The sequence below is a fragment of the Nitrospirota bacterium genome, from assembly GCA_030645475.1.
In the GTDB taxonomy this organism is placed as follows: domain Bacteria; phylum Nitrospirota; class Nitrospiria; order Nitrospirales; family Nitrospiraceae; genus Palsa-1315.
In genome coordinates this window covers 401,444-420,611 of record JAUSMA010000069.1, presented here as the reverse complement: position 1 = coordinate 420,611, position 19,168 = coordinate 401,444, and the positions used below count along the sequence as shown (strand labels likewise).

General features: G+C 60.2%; 16 protein-coding genes. 9 read left to right on the top strand and 7 right to left on the bottom strand.

The window, feature by feature from the left end; genetic code table 11:
* Positions 1-36: 36 nt before the first annotated feature.
* From Q7U76_17060 to Q7U76_17050, 3 genes are all read right to left on the bottom strand, one after another.
* Positions 37-1,458, bottom strand: a complete 1,422-nt coding sequence (locus tag Q7U76_17060; protein MDO8358089.1) for a response regulator transcription factor — start codon at positions 1,456-1,458, stop codon at positions 37-39.
* A 73-nt stretch (positions 1,459-1,531) separates the two neighbouring features.
* Positions 1,532-2,182 carry a VPLPA-CTERM sorting domain-containing protein gene (locus Q7U76_17055; GenBank protein ID MDO8358088.1) on the bottom strand — a complete coding sequence of 217 codons (651 nt, stop codon included), beginning with the start codon at positions 2,180-2,182 and terminating at the stop codon, positions 1,532-1,534.
* 114 nt (positions 2,183-2,296) lie between these two features.
* On the bottom strand, positions 2,297-2,821 hold the full coding sequence (locus Q7U76_17050; protein MDO8358087.1) for a VPLPA-CTERM sorting domain-containing protein: 525 nt from the start codon (positions 2,819-2,821) through the stop codon (positions 2,297-2,299).
* Positions 2,822-3,619: 798 nt separating this feature from the next.
* Here Q7U76_17050 and Q7U76_17045 point away from each other — a divergent pair.
* From Q7U76_17045 to Q7U76_17035, 3 genes are all read left to right on the top strand, one after another.
* On the top strand, positions 3,620-4,561 hold the full coding sequence (locus Q7U76_17045; GenBank protein ID MDO8358086.1) for a VPLPA-CTERM sorting domain-containing protein: 942 nt from the start codon (positions 3,620-3,622) through the stop codon (positions 4,559-4,561).
* Positions 4,562-4,659: 98 nt separating this feature from the next.
* Complete coding sequence (locus Q7U76_17040; protein ID MDO8358085.1) at positions 4,660-6,216, top strand: fused MFS/spermidine synthase; 1,557 nt, start codon at positions 4,660-4,662, stop codon at positions 6,214-6,216.
* 87 nt (positions 6,217-6,303) lie between these two features.
* Positions 6,304-6,654 (top strand): hypothetical protein, encoded by a 351-nt coding sequence (locus tag Q7U76_17035; protein ID MDO8358084.1) that lies wholly within the window; start codon positions 6,304-6,306, stop codon positions 6,652-6,654.
* A gap of 160 nt (positions 6,655-6,814) precedes the next feature.
* Here Q7U76_17035 and Q7U76_17030 read toward each other — a convergent pair whose 3' ends face one another.
* Positions 6,815-8,836 (bottom strand): cytochrome c peroxidase, encoded by a 2,022-nt coding sequence (locus Q7U76_17030; protein ID MDO8358083.1) that lies wholly within the window; start codon positions 8,834-8,836, stop codon positions 6,815-6,817.
* 233 nt (positions 8,837-9,069) lie between these two features.
* On the opposite strand from Q7U76_17030, the gene Q7U76_17025 reads away from it, so the two are divergent.
* The 6 genes from Q7U76_17025 to Q7U76_17000 all read left to right on the top strand — a co-directional run bounded on the left by Q7U76_17025 (position 9,070) and on the right by Q7U76_17000 (position 16,003).
* On the top strand, positions 9,070-9,501 hold the full coding sequence (locus tag Q7U76_17025) for a hypothetical protein (GenBank protein MDO8358082.1): 432 nt from the start codon (positions 9,070-9,072) through the stop codon (positions 9,499-9,501).
* Between the two features lie 280 nt (positions 9,502-9,781).
* The gene (locus tag Q7U76_17020) at positions 9,782-10,480 is read left to right on the top strand and encodes a hypothetical protein (protein ID MDO8358081.1); all 699 of its coding nucleotides are present in this window, start codon (positions 9,782-9,784) and stop codon (positions 10,478-10,480) included.
* Between the two features lie 151 nt (positions 10,481-10,631).
* A complete protein-coding gene (locus Q7U76_17015) occupies positions 10,632-11,309 on the top strand; it encodes a DUF4082 domain-containing protein (protein ID MDO8358080.1) in 678 nt (225 codons plus the stop codon).
* A gap of 35 nt (positions 11,310-11,344) precedes the next feature.
* Positions 11,345-12,067 (top strand): hypothetical protein, encoded by a 723-nt coding sequence (locus Q7U76_17010; protein ID MDO8358079.1) that lies wholly within the window; start codon positions 11,345-11,347, stop codon positions 12,065-12,067.
* 78 nt (positions 12,068-12,145) lie between these two features.
* A complete protein-coding gene (locus Q7U76_17005; GenBank protein MDO8358078.1) occupies positions 12,146-14,023 on the top strand; it encodes a cytochrome c peroxidase in 1,878 nt (625 codons plus the stop codon).
* Positions 14,024-14,212: 189 nt separating this feature from the next.
* Entirely contained in the window at positions 14,213-16,003 is a 1,791-nt protein-coding gene (locus Q7U76_17000; protein MDO8358077.1) for a TIGR03790 family protein, read from the top strand.
* An 88-nt stretch (positions 16,004-16,091) separates the two neighbouring features.
* On the opposite strand, the gene Q7U76_16995 is transcribed toward Q7U76_17000, so the two are convergent.
* From Q7U76_16995 to Q7U76_16985, 3 genes are read right to left on the bottom strand one after another with little or no spacing between them, the layout of a single operon-like run.
* Positions 16,092-17,645, bottom strand: coding sequence for a hypothetical protein (locus Q7U76_16995; GenBank protein ID MDO8358076.1), 1,554 nt, complete (start codon positions 17,643-17,645; stop codon positions 16,092-16,094).
* 35 nt (positions 17,646-17,680) lie between these two features.
* Positions 17,681-18,745, bottom strand: a complete 1,065-nt coding sequence (locus Q7U76_16990) for a transporter (protein ID MDO8358075.1) — start codon at positions 18,743-18,745, stop codon at positions 17,681-17,683.
* A gap of 2 nt (positions 18,746-18,747) precedes the next feature.
* A complete protein-coding gene (locus tag Q7U76_16985; GenBank protein ID MDO8358074.1) occupies positions 18,748-19,062 on the bottom strand; it encodes a helix-turn-helix domain-containing protein in 315 nt (104 codons plus the stop codon).
* Between the last annotated feature and the right edge of the window lie 106 nt (positions 19,063-19,168).

Below are 19,168 nucleotides of genomic sequence, written 5' to 3'. Positions count from 1 at the left end.
ACGAATGGAGGGCGAGGGAAAAGGATCAACGCTGGTTTAGCCGACCGACACCGCATTGTGGAGAGGCCGGACCGACGTCATGTTCCGAAGTGGTCGAGCCCGGCGTTGCCGGGTGACCGCGCCTACGCACGTCCGCCGGCTTGAGGGTGGAGCGAGCGCAAGTGGGCGGGGAGCAATCGAACCATGAGCCGTTCCTGGGCGGAGAAGGGGAAACGCGTTGACCGCCATCGGCAATGTGTTCGGCACCGGCGAGGCACCCATCACTGGTTCGGCTAACCTCAACTTGAACCCGACACCCTTAATCGTCATGAGCCGGCAGAGACGGCTTGGGTCTCGATCGAGGACCTGCCGAAGCGCATGGACATGCACGTCTAACGTATGATGGCCGATCGCAAAATCAGGCCCCCACACGAGATCGATCAACTCCCCACGGCTAAAAGCCTTTGAGGGGGTTCGCATAAAGGCCTCGAGAATCGCAAAGGGCTTGGCCGAAAGCGGAATCCGTTGCCCGCCGACTTTGACCTCATGAATATCCGCATCTAATTCGACCGCCCCGACTTGATACACCCCACGCCGGGATACGTCGTATCCGGCTCGCCGCAGATACGCCCCTACTTTTGCGATGAGAAGACGGTGTCCCTCTTGCGCAAGATGGACACCGTCTAGTCCTCGCTCCAAATCAGCCTGGCAATCATCCTCGCTATAGGCAAGGCCGGGAGGAATCAAGCCCATCATGGGAACGTGTTTGAGCCTGGTGTCGGTGCGCAGCATATCCCAGTCGCTCGCTCTCGGATCCACCAAGGCCAGCGACACCCTTGTATGGGTCACAAGAGAGAAGACCTCCGCCACAGACGGAACGACTCGGATGGGATGGCCCAAGCGACGGAGATGCTCCTCGGTCTCCTTGCCAAACATCGCATCGGGCGACAGAACCAGAATGAGCATCGAGTTCGTCGAGGGGAGTTGGTTCGATTGACATTCATGGCCACGCTTGAGGGTCTTGACGGATGACTCTCCGCGAAGGGCAACCCCCAGAATGCCGACCAACGCAGGAAAAAAAAGAAACGCGGAAGAGGGCGAAGATGAAACCGGGCTCACCGGAGCGGTGCTTTCGGTCGAGACCGGGCTGGATAATGCCCACATCTGGCGGAGACCGGAGCAGACACAGGAACTCATGTGAAGGATCGCTCGCGTAATCGCGCTGAATCCATCGGCCTGCACGTGAGAGACCCAGGTGTTTCCAACGACAAGCGCCGATGTCTCATCCGCCAAGGCAAAGTGGGCGTTACCGCTTTCAAAAGAGACAGGAATCAGCGCAACTGGCGCACTGACCCCCTCGGTCTCCATGAAGCCGATGGTCGCGGAATGGGACAGGCCGGCCATTCCCATCGTCAATATGCCGAGCAAGAACAGCCCTGTGATAATCCGTAGACTCACTATGGTCCTTAACCCAATCATGTGTTCAGCCTCATCCTGTCCAGAGTCCCGGAAGCACTCGCATGAGCCCTTCCAGGATCGCACTCAGAAGCCATTAGACCACCGCGTTCATCTTGCGGCGGGCCAAGCCCGCCAACCCGATCATGCCGCTGCCGAACAACCAAACGGCTGCGGGCAAGGGAACAGCCGCCAATTGGGCGGTTCCTTGAAGCGAGAACGTTCCGGACGTCAGATACGGAATCCCGGTGAACGAACGCGTCCATGACACATCGAAGGCGTTGGTACTCTCATTGAATGATCCCGTGGCAATCCCGCCGATGTTGAAAGAGGTCGCCGGAGAAGCCTGGGGGGCCGTCAGCAACCCCGCCCAGCCGGTGTTGGTCATCCCGGCGAACAGCGATTGAAGATTCGCCGTTAAGATGGCCCCGGACGTCTGCCCTGTAGGAGCCGGGAGATTGAGGGCTCCCCCGTTGCTCGAAAAGATCGAAAACGTGAGGTGGGAAATCGTAATCGGATCGACAATAATCGGCGCCGGCTGAAACTGGTTCATGAGGAGCTGCCCGTTCCCGTCGAAATGACCAGTCACGCTCCCTAGCAATCCGAAATTCAAACTGATCGATCCACCGGCGATGTCCAACTGCGTCACGCTCGCAGCCTCAACTCCAGCCGGTATAGACCACAGCGCCGACGCCATCAGGAGCATCATCACGCTCCCCTTCACTGTTCTGTCAGGCGTAGTCATCATCTCAGACTCTCCGTCGTTCCTTGATACCTAAAACCGTCGGTGTGCAATCATGCCCCGCGCAAACGCCCCGGAAGAACGGACGATCCGCTCTTCCTGGGCGTGACGCCGATGTCGTTAGGCCACCACGCTCATCTTGCGACGGGCGAGACCGACCAACCCGACCAGACCGCTCCCGAAAAGCCACAGGGCGGCAGGGACTGGGACCGGCGCGCTCGATCCCCACAACGTGAGCTGGTAGCTCCCGGCACCCGCATTGAGGCCCTGCGGATGCAGGTGATAATCGCGATCCAACCCGAGATTAGGCAGGAACACTGAAAAATGATTGGGACTCGCTGCCACGAACTCCGTATCTCCGATGTTCTCGAAAATGGGGGCGCCGAAAAAGGAAATGTTGTTGACCGTCGACGTCATGTTGAAGTGCGTCCAATTCCCGAGATCGAAATTGATCGTGTCGAGAAAGAGACCGCTTGAGGGATTGACGTTGAGGACCAACTTGTTGGTCTCAGTCCCAACATCTCCCAGGTTGGGCCCGAAGATGCCCGCGTCGAGGGTGATGGCCTGTGCGTTGGCGCTCAGGGCGAGTGCGCCCGCGGCGACCAAGCAGGCAAGGACTGTCTTGAACTTCGTTTTCGTGTTCATGGTGCGCTCCACGTATTGGCTATCCGATTGATGATGATCTACCCTTTTGGTCTGGTGAGTCCTCATTGGTGATCCGCAGCTCCGAACCGGTCGACAACTATGACCAATCGCGATTTAACGGAACACCTCTGGAGTTGAATCCGTCTGCACGAATTCCCCGGTCGCTTGCTCCATCGTCTCTGTGTGCATTGACCAGCCACCTCCTTGCCTCTCCCTCTGAATGAAGAAAATAACCGCATTGAAAAATTACTGTCGGTTCTCAGGCTGCGTTCGAATTCATCTCATGCTCCCTGATCATGGGTACACTTTTACCAGGCCCCCCTTAAGCCTTGCTACCTCACGCTGCACCAGTTGCTACAAATGTGACGAAAAATGCGTCCTGGACTATGAAATCATCTCGACCTTGCCACATTCCTACCCCCGGTATGGGACCGCTTCCGGCCGCAATCCTTGTCCCCATCGGTGAGGCAGTCTTACCAGATCGAAACTGTTGCATCTGTAGCATCATGAGCAACCATCGGTAGACGATGGTATCCATTGCGCGTATAGATTCGCACGATTGAATGTTCCCCCTGCACGCATATGCCCGGGTTGATTTTTCGAGTGCTCACGGACGAGATGTCGGTCCTGAGCTCTGGCCCGGATCCCTGGGGAGATTAAATTTCGAGGCAGCTCAACATTTCCTATTGCAGGTGGTGCACCAGTTGCAGCGAGCAGTAGAGAGATTCTTCATCTCGATATATACCAGCGCATCGTTTTTGACAATTGTGTCGTAACAGCTTTACCGAGGAGGGTGCTATGAATCGTTGGATGGTCCGGTCTGCCGCCGCGCTATTGGGCGCTGTCGGCGTATTTCTCTCAGCAGGGCAGGCCTCTGCCCATGTGAGCTATGGGAATTCTCTGTTTTCGGACTCGTCTCTTATTGATCCCGTCCGCCCCCTCCTCGCAGGGGATGTGCCACAATACGGTACCGGAATTGTGAACGCGACTCCCGACAGGACAGTGTCCAGCAACGCCGGATGGCTGGCAGGTCAAGACGCAACGACCTGGGGGAATAGCCACGACAACCGGTTTCTCTATTTCAATCTGGCTCAAGCCTCAACGATCGACTTCACGATTACCGGCACAAACACAAACGGCAACGGTGTCCTGAATCCCGGTTATTCGATTTTCCAAGGCGTCGCGATCAACTCCGTGCATGACGGCGCGATTAACCCCGCCTCCTACATCGGAGCCCAGACCGGCTTCGCCAGCTGGTCGCCTTTCGCAAGTGCGAACAGCGCGATCACAAACAACGGCGGCACCCTGACAACCCAACATTGGGGGCAGTACCGCTCTAATGGGGATTTCACCATGGCGAATGACGGGTCTGCCGCGACGGCCAATAATGCGGCGAGGCCGCCGGCTGCGTTTACGCTTGCCTACACGGGCCTCTTCGGCGCCAACGGTACCGGCAACACCATTACCGGCCATTACGACCTCGGCCCCGGCATCTACAGCCTGGTGGTCGGCGGCGCCAATTCCGCTGACCTGGCCGCACTGCTCGAGGCTGCCCAGGCCACGAACGGGGACTACACGACGCCCTCGGCTGCGTTGACGGCATACAACAACGCGCGCCTGGCTCGGACCTTCAACATTGCATTCTCCGTCAACCCGGTGCCGATTCCCGCTGCGGTCTGGCTCTTCGGCAGCGGACTGGCCGGCATCGTGGCATTGGCGCGGAGACGCTCAGCGAGCTAAGCGTCCACGTTATTTATGGTGAGGCGAGGGGAGCTGGCGGGACCATCCCGCCAGCTCCCCTCTTCATTTTGATTCGTTTCGCGACTGAGAATATGACCATGAGTCAGACCGTTCACGCCGCCATGCCACGCTCCCGGCACCAGACATCCCTCGTCCTCTATGCGACCGTCACCATCACCGGCGCAGCCGTGATGATCCTGGAACTGCTCGGCACGCGGATCATCGGCCCATTTTACGGCGTCAGCCTGTACGTCTGGTCGTCGCTGATTGCGGTCACATTAATCGCTTTATCCTTAGGCTATTTCCTCGGCGGATTGATCGCCGACCGATTGCCGGCAGTCCGCCTGGCGCATATCATTCTTTCGTCTGCCTTCACGACCCTCACCATTCCCTTTCTCACTGGGCCGATTCTCCGCGCAACCGACTCACTCGGCCTCCGTGCCGGCGCCTTCACGAGCGCATTCTTATTATTCGCACTGCCATTGACGGCGCTGGCGATGGTGGGACCCTACGTGATCAAACGCGCGACGCGCGACCTGAGCAGCGTAGGCACCGCAGCCGGTACGGTCTACGCCATCAGCACGGTCGGCAGTGTAGCGGGAACCTTACTCTTGGGATTCTTCCTGTTGCCGATGTTTGGAACCAGGGCGATCATCTTCTCACTCAGCCTGCTGCTCGGTATCCTTTCCATCCTGGTCGCCTGGCACGAATCATCCGCACGTATGCGCACTCGATCCAGCGTGGTGATCGTGGGAATGGGCCTTGCCATCGGCATCCTGGCCACGTCCGGGGTCGCCGGCTCTCGGGAATCGGTGAACGGCTTCACTGTGCAATCGGAAGCCGAAACCCTCTACGGCTGGGTGCGTGTGGTGGACGATGACCGGCGCGGTTTCCGTCTGCTCCTCTCCGATGCCTCGGTCCTCAGCGCGGTGGACAATGCACAGAATCGGAGCCTGTTGGGGTACCAGGAGGTCCTGAGCCTCCTGCCCGCCATTCGCCCTGAGACCGCGCGAGCCTTACTCATTGGATTGGGCGGCGGACATGTCGCGCGAGACCTGAAGGCGCAAGGCGTCACGACCGACACGATTGAGATCGATCCCGCCGTCGCAGACGCGGCGAGGAAATGGTTTCACTTCGAACCGACAGGGCTGTTCCTCGTCGGGGACGCCCGGTATGAGATCAAGACGCTCTCCACTCGCTACGACCTCATCGTCCACGACTGCTTCACCGGAGGCTCCGAGCCGACCCATCTGCTCAGCCGTGAGATGCTGAACGAGTTACGCACCCTGTTGAACGACCGCGGGATCCTGGCCCTCAACTACGTGGGATTTACACAGGGCGAGGGATCGGATGCCGTCGAGGCGGTGCATCGGACCCTGCAAGACCTCTTCCCTCACGTTCGTACTTTCGTCACCGACACCAGCGAGTTCACCGATTTCATTTTCCTCGCCTCGCGCGAACCGGTGGCCATCGATCCCCAGACCGGCGATCGCCGCCTGCAGTGGTTGCTGAATCACGAGCACCGGTTTGCCGAGGGGAGCGGCTTCGTCCTCACCGACGACTACAACCCGCTTGAAAGCCGGCAAGTCCGCAAAGCAGAAACCTACCGGAAGCATTTTCTCGAACGCATTGCATTCGAGCTGTTGGTGCGCTAGACGGCCATACCGCCCGGAAACAGGCATACGCGGTTGTTCCCTTCGAGCACGAGGAGGTAGAATGGGTCCGTTGACCGCGAGGGGCCTATGCGCATGTCGAGTCAATGTCTCTTAGGAGTCGTGCTGCTCGGTTCGCTCGCCGCCTGCTCCTCCGCTCGCCATATCCCGCAACCAGTGGTTGAACGAAACGGCCTCGCCATAACGGACAATGATCCGGCCGTCTCGGAGGATCTTCGCGCCTGCCGAACCGAGGTGCGCGAGGCCGCGCCCGTCAGCATCCAGCCCAGGTGGATTCCCCCTCTCGGAGCCACGGCAAACGGGGTCGTGCTCGGGACGGTCGATATTCCTCATCCGGTCTGGCCGTCGCGCGGCGCCTATCGCCAGGCAATGGAACGTTGTCTGACGGCTCGCGGCTACGCCGTTCACGGCTGGCAGTAGGTGCACCAGGCTTGATGAGGGATTGCTGTTTCCCCCTCACCCTGCCTCTCCCGACTCCTCGTTCTCCTTCGCCGCAGTCGGGTCCTCAGCCGCACATCACGGACAGCAGCGCGAGTGCGCGCGAAGTGGTGGAGGCGCCACTCGCCGTCCGATTGCGCCCTCAGTTCGGCCCGAAGATCCCCTCCAGGAAGCCGGGAATCGGCGGGCCGCCGGCGGCGCCCGTCATCGGGATTTCCACCATGTCGTCCTCGGCGAAGCCGTGCCGGCCTCGTTCGTTCCTGCGCTCGTTCACGCGATGGCCATTGGGCACGAACAGTTGCGGGTGGTCGAACGGGGCGCTGGCGATGCGCACCCGCTCGTCGGTGAGCGATTCGAGCCAGGCCACCACCGCATCGGCCTCGTCGGACGTCATCTTCGCGACGCCGAGCGGCTCGATCGGTGTCCCATCGGTTTGCGTGATCGGCGCTATGTTGCCTCCGCGGCTATAGAGCAGCACCGCCTCGCGCAGCGACTGGGTGTCGCCGTTGTGAAAATACGGAGCGGTCAACGCGACGTTACGCAGTGAAGGAATCTTAAACGCGCCCTCGACGCCGAAGCCCTTGCTCACCGCCGCGCCGTCGAATACCGCCGGCAGTCCGTGCGGGAAGAGGCGTTTGCTGTGCGACAGCGGGCCGAATTCGTCGCTTGCTCCGGCGCCCAGGTCGTCTTCCGTGGGCCGCAGGCCGATGTTGCTGAAGCCCTTGTCGATGATATTCCCGTCGCGGTTGCGCACCGGGCCGTTGGCTGCCAAGGCAATCCGGCGGACCGAGGCATCGGTCAGCTCGGCGCCCTCGTGGCAGTTGCTGCAACGCAGGTTGTTCGGGCCGCGGGTCCGGTCATTGAACAGGTGTGCGCCGAAGAGCGCAAAGCGGCTGATATGTGCGGGTTTCTCGTTGGTCCAGGGATTGAGGGCCTGATCGTTCGGGGCCGGGTGCTCGCGACGGAACCGGTCCCACGGCGTCTCGTCAGAGACGAGGGTGGACTCGTAAAGTTGCACTGCGAGGCCGAAGAACAGGCCGAAATTATACTCGAGCAGCCTGTACTCCTCCGTAGTCCGGTCCTTGTCTGGCCGGTCGACGATCGAGACCGTGCCATCATCCGCCACCCGAATGAGCTGTGCGCTCTGCCAGTAGCTGTCCTGAAAGGCCGCCCGCACCATTTCATCGTACGACTTCACCCGGAGGCCCTTCTCCGGATACCGGCTCAAGGGGCCCAGCACGCTGTCGGACGGATCGACGAGCTGGCGCTGGAGCGGCCGCGTGCCATGCACGCGCTGGCCCAGCCGACGGATCTTCTTGCCGCGGCGTAACTCGCGCGCCAAGTCCTGAACCGTACGGCCCGGAGCCGCCATTTCCAGCTCGCTGAGGATGGGGCCCAACGCCTGTGAGGCGAGGCTCGCATTCGTCAGCGCCACCCGTTCTTCGACGAGACGGCCACCCACGGACGCCAGCACGCGCGCGTCAGGATCCCGGTCGCCCAGATGATTCACCCCGTTGAAGACGTTCTCGGCGCGGCCATCCCAGAACTGGCGGTGGTTGAACACCGCATTGATGACCGACGGCGTGTTCCGCGGCTCGACTCGGCGGGTCTTGAGCCGGCCTACCTGGAAACCCAGCGGGTCCGGGCCCTGATCGAGATACGGGACGCCTTGTGAGCTGACGACGTCGTTGCTGTCGGTAGCCTGGTCGAGAGCGCCTCGCTGCCCGGCAATGGCGAGCCGGGTGAGCGGAAACTCCTCGCCCGTGAGCTGGTAGTTCGGACCGCCCCGCTTGAAGGTGAGGTCGGCGTTCGGCGCATGCTTGAGTCCGGGCGAGAGCTGATTCTTGGAGCGCGGGTCCGCGCCGGCGCGAAAATGGCAGCTCGCGCAGGCCGTCATCCCGTCGCTTCCCACCTGCATGTCCCAGAACAGAGCCTTGCCCAACGCGATCGCCGCCTGCTTGTCCTTAACGTACAGGAGAAGATTCGCCGGGTCCGGGCCCGGCACCGCCACTCCGCGCAGGTCCCCCGGCAAGTTCGTCAGGTCACTTGTCAGCGGCGGATTGAGTACGCGGGGAATCGTCCCGTCGCCGGGCAGCGCCTGGGTGGTGAACGTGGACAGAGCCAACCACACAGCCAGACCGATTGATACGCGTATGCTCGTCATAATCCCCCGTCCTCACCCCTCGTCGATGATGTATCCCCCATGAATAGGTACGAGAGCGCCTTGTAATAGAGCAAAGTCACAACAGTCAATGAATCTCGCGTCGCGCATGAGTCTTTCCGCCACATCTGTTGCAAGCATCGGTATCGATAGGCAGTCGAATCGAACCAGGTTTGCTATTCATACCAACAGAAGGAACAACCCTCGCAACGCAATTTTCACCACGGAGGACGTCCATGCGACGCATGCTGTTTTCGATTACCGCCGTTTTGATCATTCTGTGCAGCCAGGCACAGGCCTTCTACGAACAGGACGGCCGTTGCCAGAAACGGGACCTCAAAGGTCAGTGGGTCTCCTATCAGGCGGAAGTGCTGAAGAATCCCCATTCCGGCGTCTGCAAATTCGAGATCGAGCATGGGAAGGTCGAAGGCAAGTGCGATTTTTCGTTGACGGACGACCAAGGGAATCCATTAACCGGTCTCCAATTTATCGGTGACGCGACGATCAAGGACGACTGTTCTGCAGAACTGACCATGGATTTCAGGCCGTTCGGCCGTCCGTTTGTCTCCACCTTTCAGCTGCAATTCCACAGCAACAAGAAGTCCTTCGTCGGCCGCTGGGAGAATACGTTCGGCGCACTTGGCACGGCCAACGGAGTGAAACTCTAGCCTGCTCGCAGATTTCGTCGACGCTCACTCGCGGAGGAATTCCTGAATCATGCAACAGGCTGAACGAAGGATCACCACTGATCCCTTCGTTCAGCCCGTTCTTTTCGGCCCCTTCACGCCTCTCCCGCCTTTCTTTCCTGTCCCGCACATCACGCATGAGTCTTTCCGTCACATCTGTTGCAAGCATCGGTTTCGATCTGTAGCCCTCCCCACAGTGTCTTGCTATTCGTAGACCCACGAGGAACTAGCCCTCGCAACCATTTTCCATCTAGGAGGGTTTATGACAACACGCATGGTAGTACTTGCCGTCGCCGCTGTGGGACTGTGGCTGGCCGGCGCCGCCCCGTCTCACGCCTCGACGATCACCGAGCCCGGTCCACAGACCGGAGCGACCTACGAGTCCCAGGTGGTCATGAGCGACCTCGACCTGGCCCATTACCATGGGAGCGTCGGCGCGAAGAGTTGGGCCGAACCGGGGAATCCAGCCGGGGCCAAAGGCTGGACCCACACGTCGTCCTGGAGCGCGCTGGATCTCACCGGCATCAGCGGCCCGACCCTGTTGACCGTTGAACTGGAGCGGGGCCATGGCGGGACCAGTCAATTGTTTCCTGCATTCAGCCTCTATTCAGGATTGGAAACCGTCAATTCCGATGCCACGAATCATACCTTTAACAACACGGGGAACATCAGTTGGGCCACGAACTTGACCTACATCGATCATGTGGCGAACGGAGGTGGACCGCTCGGCACGGCCAGCGGAACGGGGCTGGAAGCGGTCTCCAGGCAGTGGGTCCTCGGCCCCGGCCTCTACACCCTGATCTACGGAGGGAATCCTTCGTTCGCCCTCGGCCAGACCGGTTCCCACGCTTTCTCGGCCACATTGACGACGGCACCGGTTCCCGTGCCTGCGGCTCTCTGGCTCTTTGGCAGCGGATTCGCCGGATTAGTGGGCCTCGCGCGCCGACGGTTGACGGTCTAAATAAGATCGGGGACGGGCACCGGTCATGCTGGAACCCGTCCCCATCAGTGTGACCAGGAATCTGGTCGAGTCACCAACTAGCGTTCCACCGGCTCGACCCGATTCTCGTTTTCACTGAGGCGATGGAACATCGTTACGCCAAGGAGCCGTCATGATTGTGGCACGGTCTGTCAGTGCATTCTGCCTCGCAGCGATACTGGGGGTCTCAAACTATTCCGAACCGGCCCAGGCTGCCGCTATCAACCTGACGCAGATCGATTTCGAGTACGACGGGTCGCCCTGGACGCTCGGCTGGAAATTTTCCGTGAGCACTCCCTATGCCGTGACCTCGCTGGGCGTCTACGACTCAGGACAAGACGGACTCGCCGGGTCCGCCCAAGTTGGGCTCTGGCTCGCATCCGGCGGCACCCCTCTCGCGCAGGCGACTGTAGCGGCCGGAGCAGCCTCTGAGCTGGACGGGCATTTTCGCTTTACCTCAATCACACCGACAACCCTCAATCCCGGCACCGAGTACATTGTGGGCTCGTATTTATCGGGAGAACTCGCGACGGCCTTATTCGGCGGCAACGGTCTCGTCGATCCTCATATCACCGTCATCGACGTGCGCTACTCGACCACCAGTGTATTCGCATTTCCCGGCGTGACCGACGGCGGAACCGAAGGCGCGGCATTTCTCGGCGGCAATTTTCGCGGCGGCGTCGCCCCCGTCCCCCTCCCCGCCGCCGCCTGGCTGTTCGGCAGCAGCGTAGCAGGGCTGATAGCCGGCGCACGTATTCGATGCCGTCGGCCGCGGACGTCCGACGAATCGCGTAAGGAATCAGAGTCGTGAGACTTTCTTTGATGATCCGATCGAAAGGAGTGAACATGTCTAAGGGGAAGACACCGCTGGCCATCGCCTTGTTGTTTATTTTTCTGACTCTAGTCGACACATCTCAGGCAGCCTTGATCGATGCCGGCAATGGGCTAATCTACGATAACGTATCCAATGTGACCTGGCTCTCCAGCGGACTGACCTTTACCAATAACGTCGCAGGCTCGACTTCCAACCCCACCGGCAACCCTTATACAGGACCGCTCCTGGGGACGGTCGTGACGCCTTCGCTGGGCGCTCCCTACACGATTGCCGCCAACGATCTCAATTATGATTCGGGGCTTGGTCGGTGGGTGGGCAGCTGGTGGGCAGCGACTGCCTGGGCCGACGGTTTCACGTCCCAGCATGGAAGCCAAACTGTTTCCGATTGGCGACTACCGACTACTGCGGAAGCTCAAAATCTGATTGCGCAACTAAATCAACTCGGCACCGGTCGGGTGGGTGCCGCGCCGCCGTTTGAATTCGTCCCGCCTTTCTTCTGGACCTCGGACCTGACCAGCGAGACGAATGTCAATTTTGCGAACATGCTTGGCGGGACGATCGGGAACAGGACCTTCTTCGATTCTACGGCCGGACGCCCTGCCTACAGCAACGTCATGGCCGTGGTACCCGGCAGCGTGGCCCCCGTCCCTCTCCCCGCCGCCGCTTGGCTGTTCGGCAGCGGATTGGCAAGCTTGTTGTTTAGTGCAAGGAAACGGTTTGATCGGTCAGTTTAGGCATCATCCGGGAGTACGTGATCCTGGCGCGGTCGGGCGGTACAGGAACAGGTCCTCTAAAACTCTGGAAGAATGACCGTGACCACAACTCTCGCTCGCGTCGGCATCGCCCTGGTACTCGGGACGATCGCCATGGCCGCAGACACAGCCTCTTCTCAGGTGCCCGCGCCCGGCGATCCGCCCCGCCCGCCGTCGCTCAAGACCGTGCCGGTTCCGGAGCCGGCGAATCTCGGCGACTTCGTGAAGGACCGGCAGGCCGCGATTCGGCTCGGCAAAGCGTTATTCTGGGATATGCAAGTCGGCAGCGACGGCATGACGGCCTGCGCCAGCTGCCACTTCAGCTCCGGCATGGCCGACACTCGCTCGAAGAATCAGCTGTCGCCGGGTCTGAAACGCATCACGCCGGCCGGTGCGCCGAATCCCGACACCACCTTCTACAATAACCTTGGCCCTGTCGGTCAGGTTAAGGCCGCGAACTTTCCATTTTTCCCGTTCAGCAACGACATCCTGTCGTCACAAGGGGTGCGAAATTCCGTATTCCTCGGCGTCAGCAATGGACCGGCCGATCTCACCCGCCCGGAACCGGACCCGGACGGCTTCCGCGCGGGATCGCTCAATACCCGCCGCGTCGAGCCACGCAATACACCGACCGTGATCAACGCCGTCTTCAACCATCGCCAATTCTGGGACGGCCGGGCCGACAATGTCTTCAACGGCGTGAACGGCCTGGGTGACCGCGATCCGAACGCCCGCGTCTATCGCGCCGACGATCCCCGCCATCCCGTTCCCGTTCAGGTGCGACTGGAAGACTCCAGTCTCGCCTCGCAAGCGGTTGGCCCGCCGGTCAATGAGTTCGAAATGTCCGCCCGCGGCCGGACCATGCGCGACATCGGAAAGAAGCTCGCACGCTGGGGCATTCGTCCCGGGCAGCCCGCGTTCAACCTGCGCCCGCTGGCCTTGCAACTCGTCCATCCGGACGACAGCGTGCTCGGTCCATTCAGCCAGTCGCCCCAGAAGGGGCTGAGGATCGGGAGCTACACCGAAATGATCCGGCAGGCCTTTCATCGCCAGTGGTGGCAGTCGCCCAAGCTCATCCGGGTGGACGCGCAAGGCCTGACCACGGTGGTGGATCGAGAAGACGAGGACCCGACGACGAACGAGTACACACTGATCCAATACAACTTCGCCCTCTTCTTCGGCCTGGCCGTCCAGATGTACGAAGCCACTCTGGTGGCCGATGATTCGCCTTACGACCGTTTCATGGACGGTCATCCCACCGCCATCAGTCCGCAAGCCCAACTCGGGGTGGATCTTTTTCGCAGCCAGACGCGCGGCCGCTGCATCAACTGCCACGAAGGCGCGGAGATGACCGGCGCCTCGGTCCGCCAGGTGCGCGCCAGTCCGACCCGCATCCGAGACGGACAAGCCGCGGACCGGGGCTTCAACAACATCGCCGTGCAGGGAACGCTTCAGGATCTGAGCCTGGGCGCGAAGGATGAACTGGGCAATTGGCTCTCCACGGTAAAGCGGTTGAACCCGCCGCCCCCTGAGCCCATCGTCGTCGACGGCGCCTTCAAGGTACCGGGCCTGCGGAACGTCGAGCTGACGGCGCCTTATTTTCACAACGGCGGCCAAGTCGATCTGCCGGCGGTCATCGAGTTCTACAACCACGGCGGGGATTCGCATGAAGAGCTGGAGACGCTCGACGGCATCTTCATCGAACCGATGCCGTTCATCGATTTCACGACGGACGAGCGGCAGGCGCTCGAAGCATGGCTTGTGTCATTGACCGACGAGCGGGTGCGTTTCCAGAAAGCCCCGTTCGATCATCCGCAACTGTTCGTTCCGAACGGTCCCGGTTCACCGCGCGGCATCGCGCCCGGCGACCAGCTCACAGAGATTCAGGCAGTCGGAGCAGAGGGAGGTCCACCTCAGAAAAAGTTCCTAGAGCCCTGACTCTGGCCTCAGCGAACGAGGATCCTCTTCACCTGACAAGACGCCGGCCCCCAGGACTCCGACTGTCCCACCGTTCGCGGGGTAGGTTTTTCTGCTGATTGAGCCCCATTCGGCATCATCCCGCACGCTTGCGTCGCTCAGTGCCCTTTCTCCACTCAACGCATCTCAGGTACAGTAATCGATGAATCCATGAGACCACCTTTGCCTCACACCACTCTATTGACCCTCTTGCTGTATGCAGGCCTATTCGCCCATCCTGCGCATGCAGAACTGCAGCCGAAGCAGGTCGTCATCCTCACCAATGCCAAGAGTCCGGAGAGCCTGGCCGTAGCGGCGCACTATGCGGCACAACGCGGTGTGCCGACCGACCATATTGTCCGGCTCGATCTCCCGTTTCGCGACAACCTCACTCGACAGGAGTACGACGACCTGGTCGTGAGCCCGCTTCGCCGTGCGCTAAAAGAACGGGACCTGGCCTCGTCCATTCGTGTCGTCGTCACGACCTATGGCGTGCCGCTCCGTATTGACGCGCCCATTCTGTCCAAAGATGAAAAGGCCTGGCTGACAGAGGCTCAGAGTTGGGTGAAGGCCAGTCGCACAAGATTGGGGCACATCCGGAGCGCGTTCGAACAGATGACACCAGACTTACCGCAATCCGACCATCCGACGAATGTACCGGCCCAGGAAATCCTTGAAATGGCGCGAACGGTGGCGTTCCTGCCACACGTCAATCAGGCGTGGCGAGCTGCCGTGGAGCATGTGCAACGACTTCCTCCATCGGAATCGGAGCGAGCGCTGCCGGAATTACTTCAACTCACCCAGCAATACGGTGGATGGGGCATTCTCCTCCAGAAAGGGACGGGAACTGCCCGGCCCGATATCTCCACCGACAACCCGACAATGGCTGCCTGGCGAAGGCTCCTCGAACAGACCAGTCCCTACTGGGAAGGATTTGGCCGCGAGCCGATCCGGTCTCAACGGCAGCTCATCTACCGCTGGACGGAGCAACTCTTCGGGCTACGCGGGGCGCTCGAACTGGCGAGTGCCGAGGTGGATCTGCTCACTTACACCTATGCCGATGCGAGTCTCGACAGCGAACTGAGTCTCTTGTGGTGGGATCGAAACCTCTACCCCGTTGCCTGGCGCTGGGCGAACCCCTTGTTTCAGAACTCGGCTCTGAACCCGGACGATCTGCCCATTCTCATGGTCAGCCGGCTGGATGGGCCGACGGCTGAGGTGGCGAAAGGGCTCGTGGATCGGGCGCTGCAGGCGGAACGCTCAGGACTGCAAGGCACTGTGTACTTCGACGCGCGCGGACTGAAAGCCAAAGACGCAGCTGATACCTACGGCATCTACGATCAAAGCCTGCGGGATGCAGCTGAGGTGGTGAAACAACGCTCAGAATACCGAGTTGTGTTGGATAATGTTGAGGCGACGCTCAGCCAACCTGGCGCGGCTCCAGATGTCGCGCTGTACATCGGTTGGTACAGGCTCCGGTCCTATGAAGATGCCTTTACCTTTAAGCCCGGCGCCATTGGCTATCACATGGCGTCGGCTGAAGCAATCACGGTGCATGATCGTGGCGAACGCGGGTGGTGCAAGAATGCGTTGGAGCGGGGGATCACGGCCACGCTCGGCTCGGTGGGAGAGCCCTACCTCGATGCGTTTCCTGAACCGACTCGCTTTACAACGCTGCTGCTGACGGGGAAGTACTCGCTGTCAGAAGTCTATTACCTGACAAGCCGCTATGTCAGTTGGCGGATGGTCTTGTTCGGCGATCCGCTCTACAACCCGATGCGGGGACGGTCACGTCCGACGGGCAGCTCCGCGATGTCGTTGCCCGTCTCCCCCTCGGACCGATCGCTCGGCGACCCCCCGGCCAGGCTTGCGCAGAAGCATCGGGAGCAAGATAGCCAGATGGCCAGACTCGTGGAACTACTTCTCGATGCAGAAACCGGCCATGCAACTTCTGCCCGATAAACAGGGATTCAGGCTGAAGACTGAAGTTGGTTTCTGCCCCTAACAGCCTTCAGATTACCTACCTGAGTAGTTACCTCAGAACGATGCCTTACCAAATCGGCGTCGCCTGGTTATCGTTTGCCGCCAAGCCGACGTAATACACGGTCACCTGTTTCGGATTACGCCCGACCTGGATCGTCCCCGTAATTGTATTGGTCGCCGCATTAATCAGCGAGACCGTGCCGTTGACACCAGCCGTCGCGTTCGTGACCACAACTCCCTTCGCCGATCCGGCCCCTTGCGGGCCGGTGATCCAGAGATCCATGGCATGCATCTCCGCGGGCGGCAAGGCCAGTTCGGTAACAAGAGAAATGAATGATGGATCGAAGATGAACAGCAAGTCCCTCCTCAGACTCGCGGCTTGCGCTGGGTTCAAATTGCTGACATCGTTCGATTGCGTCATATAGAGCCGCACCCTGTCCGGCGTGAACTGGAAGCGCGCCGGTCTGATGCCGCTCAATTGAGGAAAGGAGAGCTCTGTCGCTGAGAGAACCGGCGCGGTCAGATCAATAGACCCAAATCGCCCGATGACCTGCGTGAGATCGGAGGTTATGTCCTCCCCGACTAAGAACAGGGACTGCCCGTTCGGCGTAATGCCGACTGAATGAAATAGGGTATGACTCGGCAGGGGAGGGGTAATAGCCACTCTTCTGGTAATGCTGAAGGTATCGGGATCGATTTCCACCACCGTGCCGTAGCCCGACAGATAACTGTAGATCTTCCCCGTCGCTTGCGACCAGAACATCCCGCCCGGGGCGGCATGATTCGGAGTCGCCACAGTCCCGTCACAGGCCGAAAACCCCAGCGCTTGCTCCTCGGCACTGTCGCACAGATCGATCTTCACAATCGACTCGTTCCATCGGACGACGCCATAGGCGGGATCGGCGAGCAGCAGGCTGAGCAGTCCCGTCGTCTTACTCGACACGAACGCGATCTCAAGCCGGTTCGGCGCGGCCGCTGTCGGCCTGGAGAAGGCGGCAAAGTGCTCCCCTTTGCCGGAGAGACACGTCGTTGTCGTGACATGTGGTTTTTCTCCTCCGGCACTCAGGTGCGAATTGTGAAGGGCCGTGACCGAACCTCCGTTGGGACAGGGCTTGACCGTATCGAGGCCGGTGACCGGGTCTCCCTCGTTCATGGTCAAGAGCACTTCCTTGTCGACCGGATCCCGATAGATGCGTACCGGACGCTGGCCGAGTCTGACCGGGCCATTCACGTCTAAAAAATCCTCGAGAATCGGCGCCAGGCTCCCGATCGGATCGATCGCGGCGACCTTGTTGGTGGCCGTGTTCGTGACAAAAATCCACTCGCCGAGTGAAAAGGTCACACCGCCGATCGCGTTAGGCTGCGCCGGCCCGAGCGAGAGCGTGCCGATGACGGGAGACTGCTTCCCGTCGAGTCTGACCGTGGTCATCGTCGTGTCGTCCTGATTGACGATCAGCGCCATCGGCGTCGAGAGTGGCGAATTGGCTTGTGGACCGCTATCGCCACCGCCCCCACAGGCTGTCAGCAACAGAAGGACTGAACAGAGCCCATGGCGAGCGAACGAGCGCGGGTTCCAGAGAGGCCTGTTCATCGCAATGGCGGGGCACGTTGACATCCTCATCGAAACCTCCGTCCGGCACATTGCTCTGCGCCCGCCTAAAACAGCGGCGGTGTCGCAAAGGACTTCGTCATCCCAAACACATAGCTGATCTCTTGTTGCAGGTTCCCATTAAAATCGCGGTAGAGGGGAAGCTGCACGATGAAATAGAGCTGACCGTAATCGAACACGTTGACGACGGCGCCCGTTGAAAAGGCCACGTATGTACTGTTCGTGGTGGGAACCGGACGGTCGATGATGTTCCCATCCAGCAACACCGCGCGGTTGAACGGCGCGCCCCTGAATTCATATAGAGCAGCCTGAATACTATCCTTCGTCTTATAGCGAAAATTAATCTGCTCCGTGAGCGTCAGCCAGGGCACGGTGACCATATTCATTCCGGCATTGAGAGAATATTCCTGGCCGAATTGATAGCCGTCGGAATTGCGCAGGCTGTAGCGCCAGTTCCCGGACAAAAACTGATTCAGCCGGTGCGGCAACACTTCATAGGTCTGGTAGAATCCGGGCTGGAAGCCGAAGGCGCCGCGGCCGATCTGGAGCGTCGATTCGGCAAGCTGGCCGGGAGCCCCTTGATGCCCATAATCCCCGGTCGGGAGATAGACTCCCATTTCAAAGACAAGCATGCTGCGGAGGGTCGGAAGCATGTTGTATTTCACTTTCACCATCACATCGCCGATTCCCTTATCGTTAGTATTGGAGACGGCTCCGGCGCCGATCTGCCCGATCGCGTTGACGGACTTGTACGGAACCATCACCGCAAGTCCCATCCGCTCGGTCAGGCCGTAGTTAATATCCAGCGTGGCGGTCCTGACCAACGTGGACAGCTGGCTGACCTGAGAGTTGGCCAGAATCAATTGTTTCGTCTGCTGGTTGGCAAACGGGATGGTCGCGACACCATCCGGCGGGATTTCATTGGGCGTATACGTGTAGTTCAGATTCATCGTCAACACACCGGTCGGCGCAACCTGTTGTTGCGACCCGATGACGACGAAACAACTGACCGAGCCGCACGATGCCTCTACCGGCGCTTCCATCCCTACCGCACTCAGCATCAATATGATGAGTGCGCCCGCCGCCAAGAAAGGCCGTCGAATCACCGTCATGGTCACAGAGTAGCCTGTTGCCGAGGCCGGACTCTATCGGCGCCGAGAGGTTGACGCCTCCTCAATCCGGTCGTTCCCTCCAAAGCTTGGGACCCCTGAGGCACTACCGCTGCGACCGGCACCCCGACGCAGTGGTGATCAATCAAGGCGGCCACCGTCTCACTGAAGATCCGGAGACTGCCCGCTCCGATTCGAGTCCCACCGAGACGTCCCGCTTCCACCCACCGATATACCGTCCACCGGCTGACGTTCAAAATTCTGGCGGCTTCGTCGACACGGAGCAGCCGCTTTTGTTGCAATGCGAGAATTGCGTCCATGATTCACCCCCTGCACTCACCCCGAGTGCCTCGTGAAAAAGTTAGGAATATGCGCCTGCGCCGCCGGCGTTCCTTCATCACCGGACCTTAAAGGTCCGGTCGTATG

Bases quoted from the DNA above. Each gene is read 5' to 3' on its own strand.
- Q7U76_17060 (MDO8358089.1), bottom strand. From the start codon at position 1,458: ATGATTGGGTTAAGGACCATAGTGAGTCTACGGATTATCACAGGGCTG.
- Q7U76_17055 (MDO8358088.1), bottom strand. From the start codon at position 2,182: ATGATGACTACGCCTGACAGAACAGTGAAGGGGAGCGTGATGATGCTC.
- Q7U76_17050 (MDO8358087.1), bottom strand. From the start codon at position 2,821: ATGAACACGAAAACGAAGTTCAAGACAGTCCTTGCCTGCTTGGTCGCC.
- Q7U76_17045 (MDO8358086.1), top strand. From the start codon at position 3,620: ATGAATCGTTGGATGGTCCGGTCTGCCGCCGCGCTATTGGGCGCTGTC.
- Q7U76_17040 (MDO8358085.1), top strand. From the start codon at position 4,660: ATGAGTCAGACCGTTCACGCCGCCATGCCACGCTCCCGGCACCAGACA.
- Q7U76_17035 (MDO8358084.1), top strand. From the start codon at position 6,304: ATGCGCATGTCGAGTCAATGTCTCTTAGGAGTCGTGCTGCTCGGTTCG.
- Q7U76_17030 (MDO8358083.1), bottom strand. From the start codon at position 8,836: ATGACGAGCATACGCGTATCAATCGGTCTGGCTGTGTGGTTGGCTCTG.
- Q7U76_17025 (MDO8358082.1), top strand. From the start codon at position 9,070: ATGCGACGCATGCTGTTTTCGATTACCGCCGTTTTGATCATTCTGTGC.
- Q7U76_17020 (MDO8358081.1), top strand. From the start codon at position 9,782: ATGACAACACGCATGGTAGTACTTGCCGTCGCCGCTGTGGGACTGTGG.
- Q7U76_17015 (MDO8358080.1), top strand. From the start codon at position 10,632: ATGATTGTGGCACGGTCTGTCAGTGCATTCTGCCTCGCAGCGATACTG.
- Q7U76_17010 (MDO8358079.1), top strand. From the start codon at position 11,345: ATGTCTAAGGGGAAGACACCGCTGGCCATCGCCTTGTTGTTTATTTTT.
- Q7U76_17000 (MDO8358077.1), top strand. From the start codon at position 14,213: ATGAGACCACCTTTGCCTCACACCACTCTATTGACCCTCTTGCTGTAT.
- Q7U76_16995 (MDO8358076.1), bottom strand. From the start codon at position 17,645: ATGAGGATGTCAACGTGCCCCGCCATTGCGATGAACAGGCCTCTCTGG.
- Q7U76_16990 (MDO8358075.1), bottom strand. From the start codon at position 18,745: ATGACGGTGATTCGACGGCCTTTCTTGGCGGCGGGCGCACTCATCATA.
- Q7U76_16985 (MDO8358074.1), bottom strand. From the start codon at position 19,062: ATGGACGCAATTCTCGCATTGCAACAAAAGCGGCTGCTCCGTGTCGAC.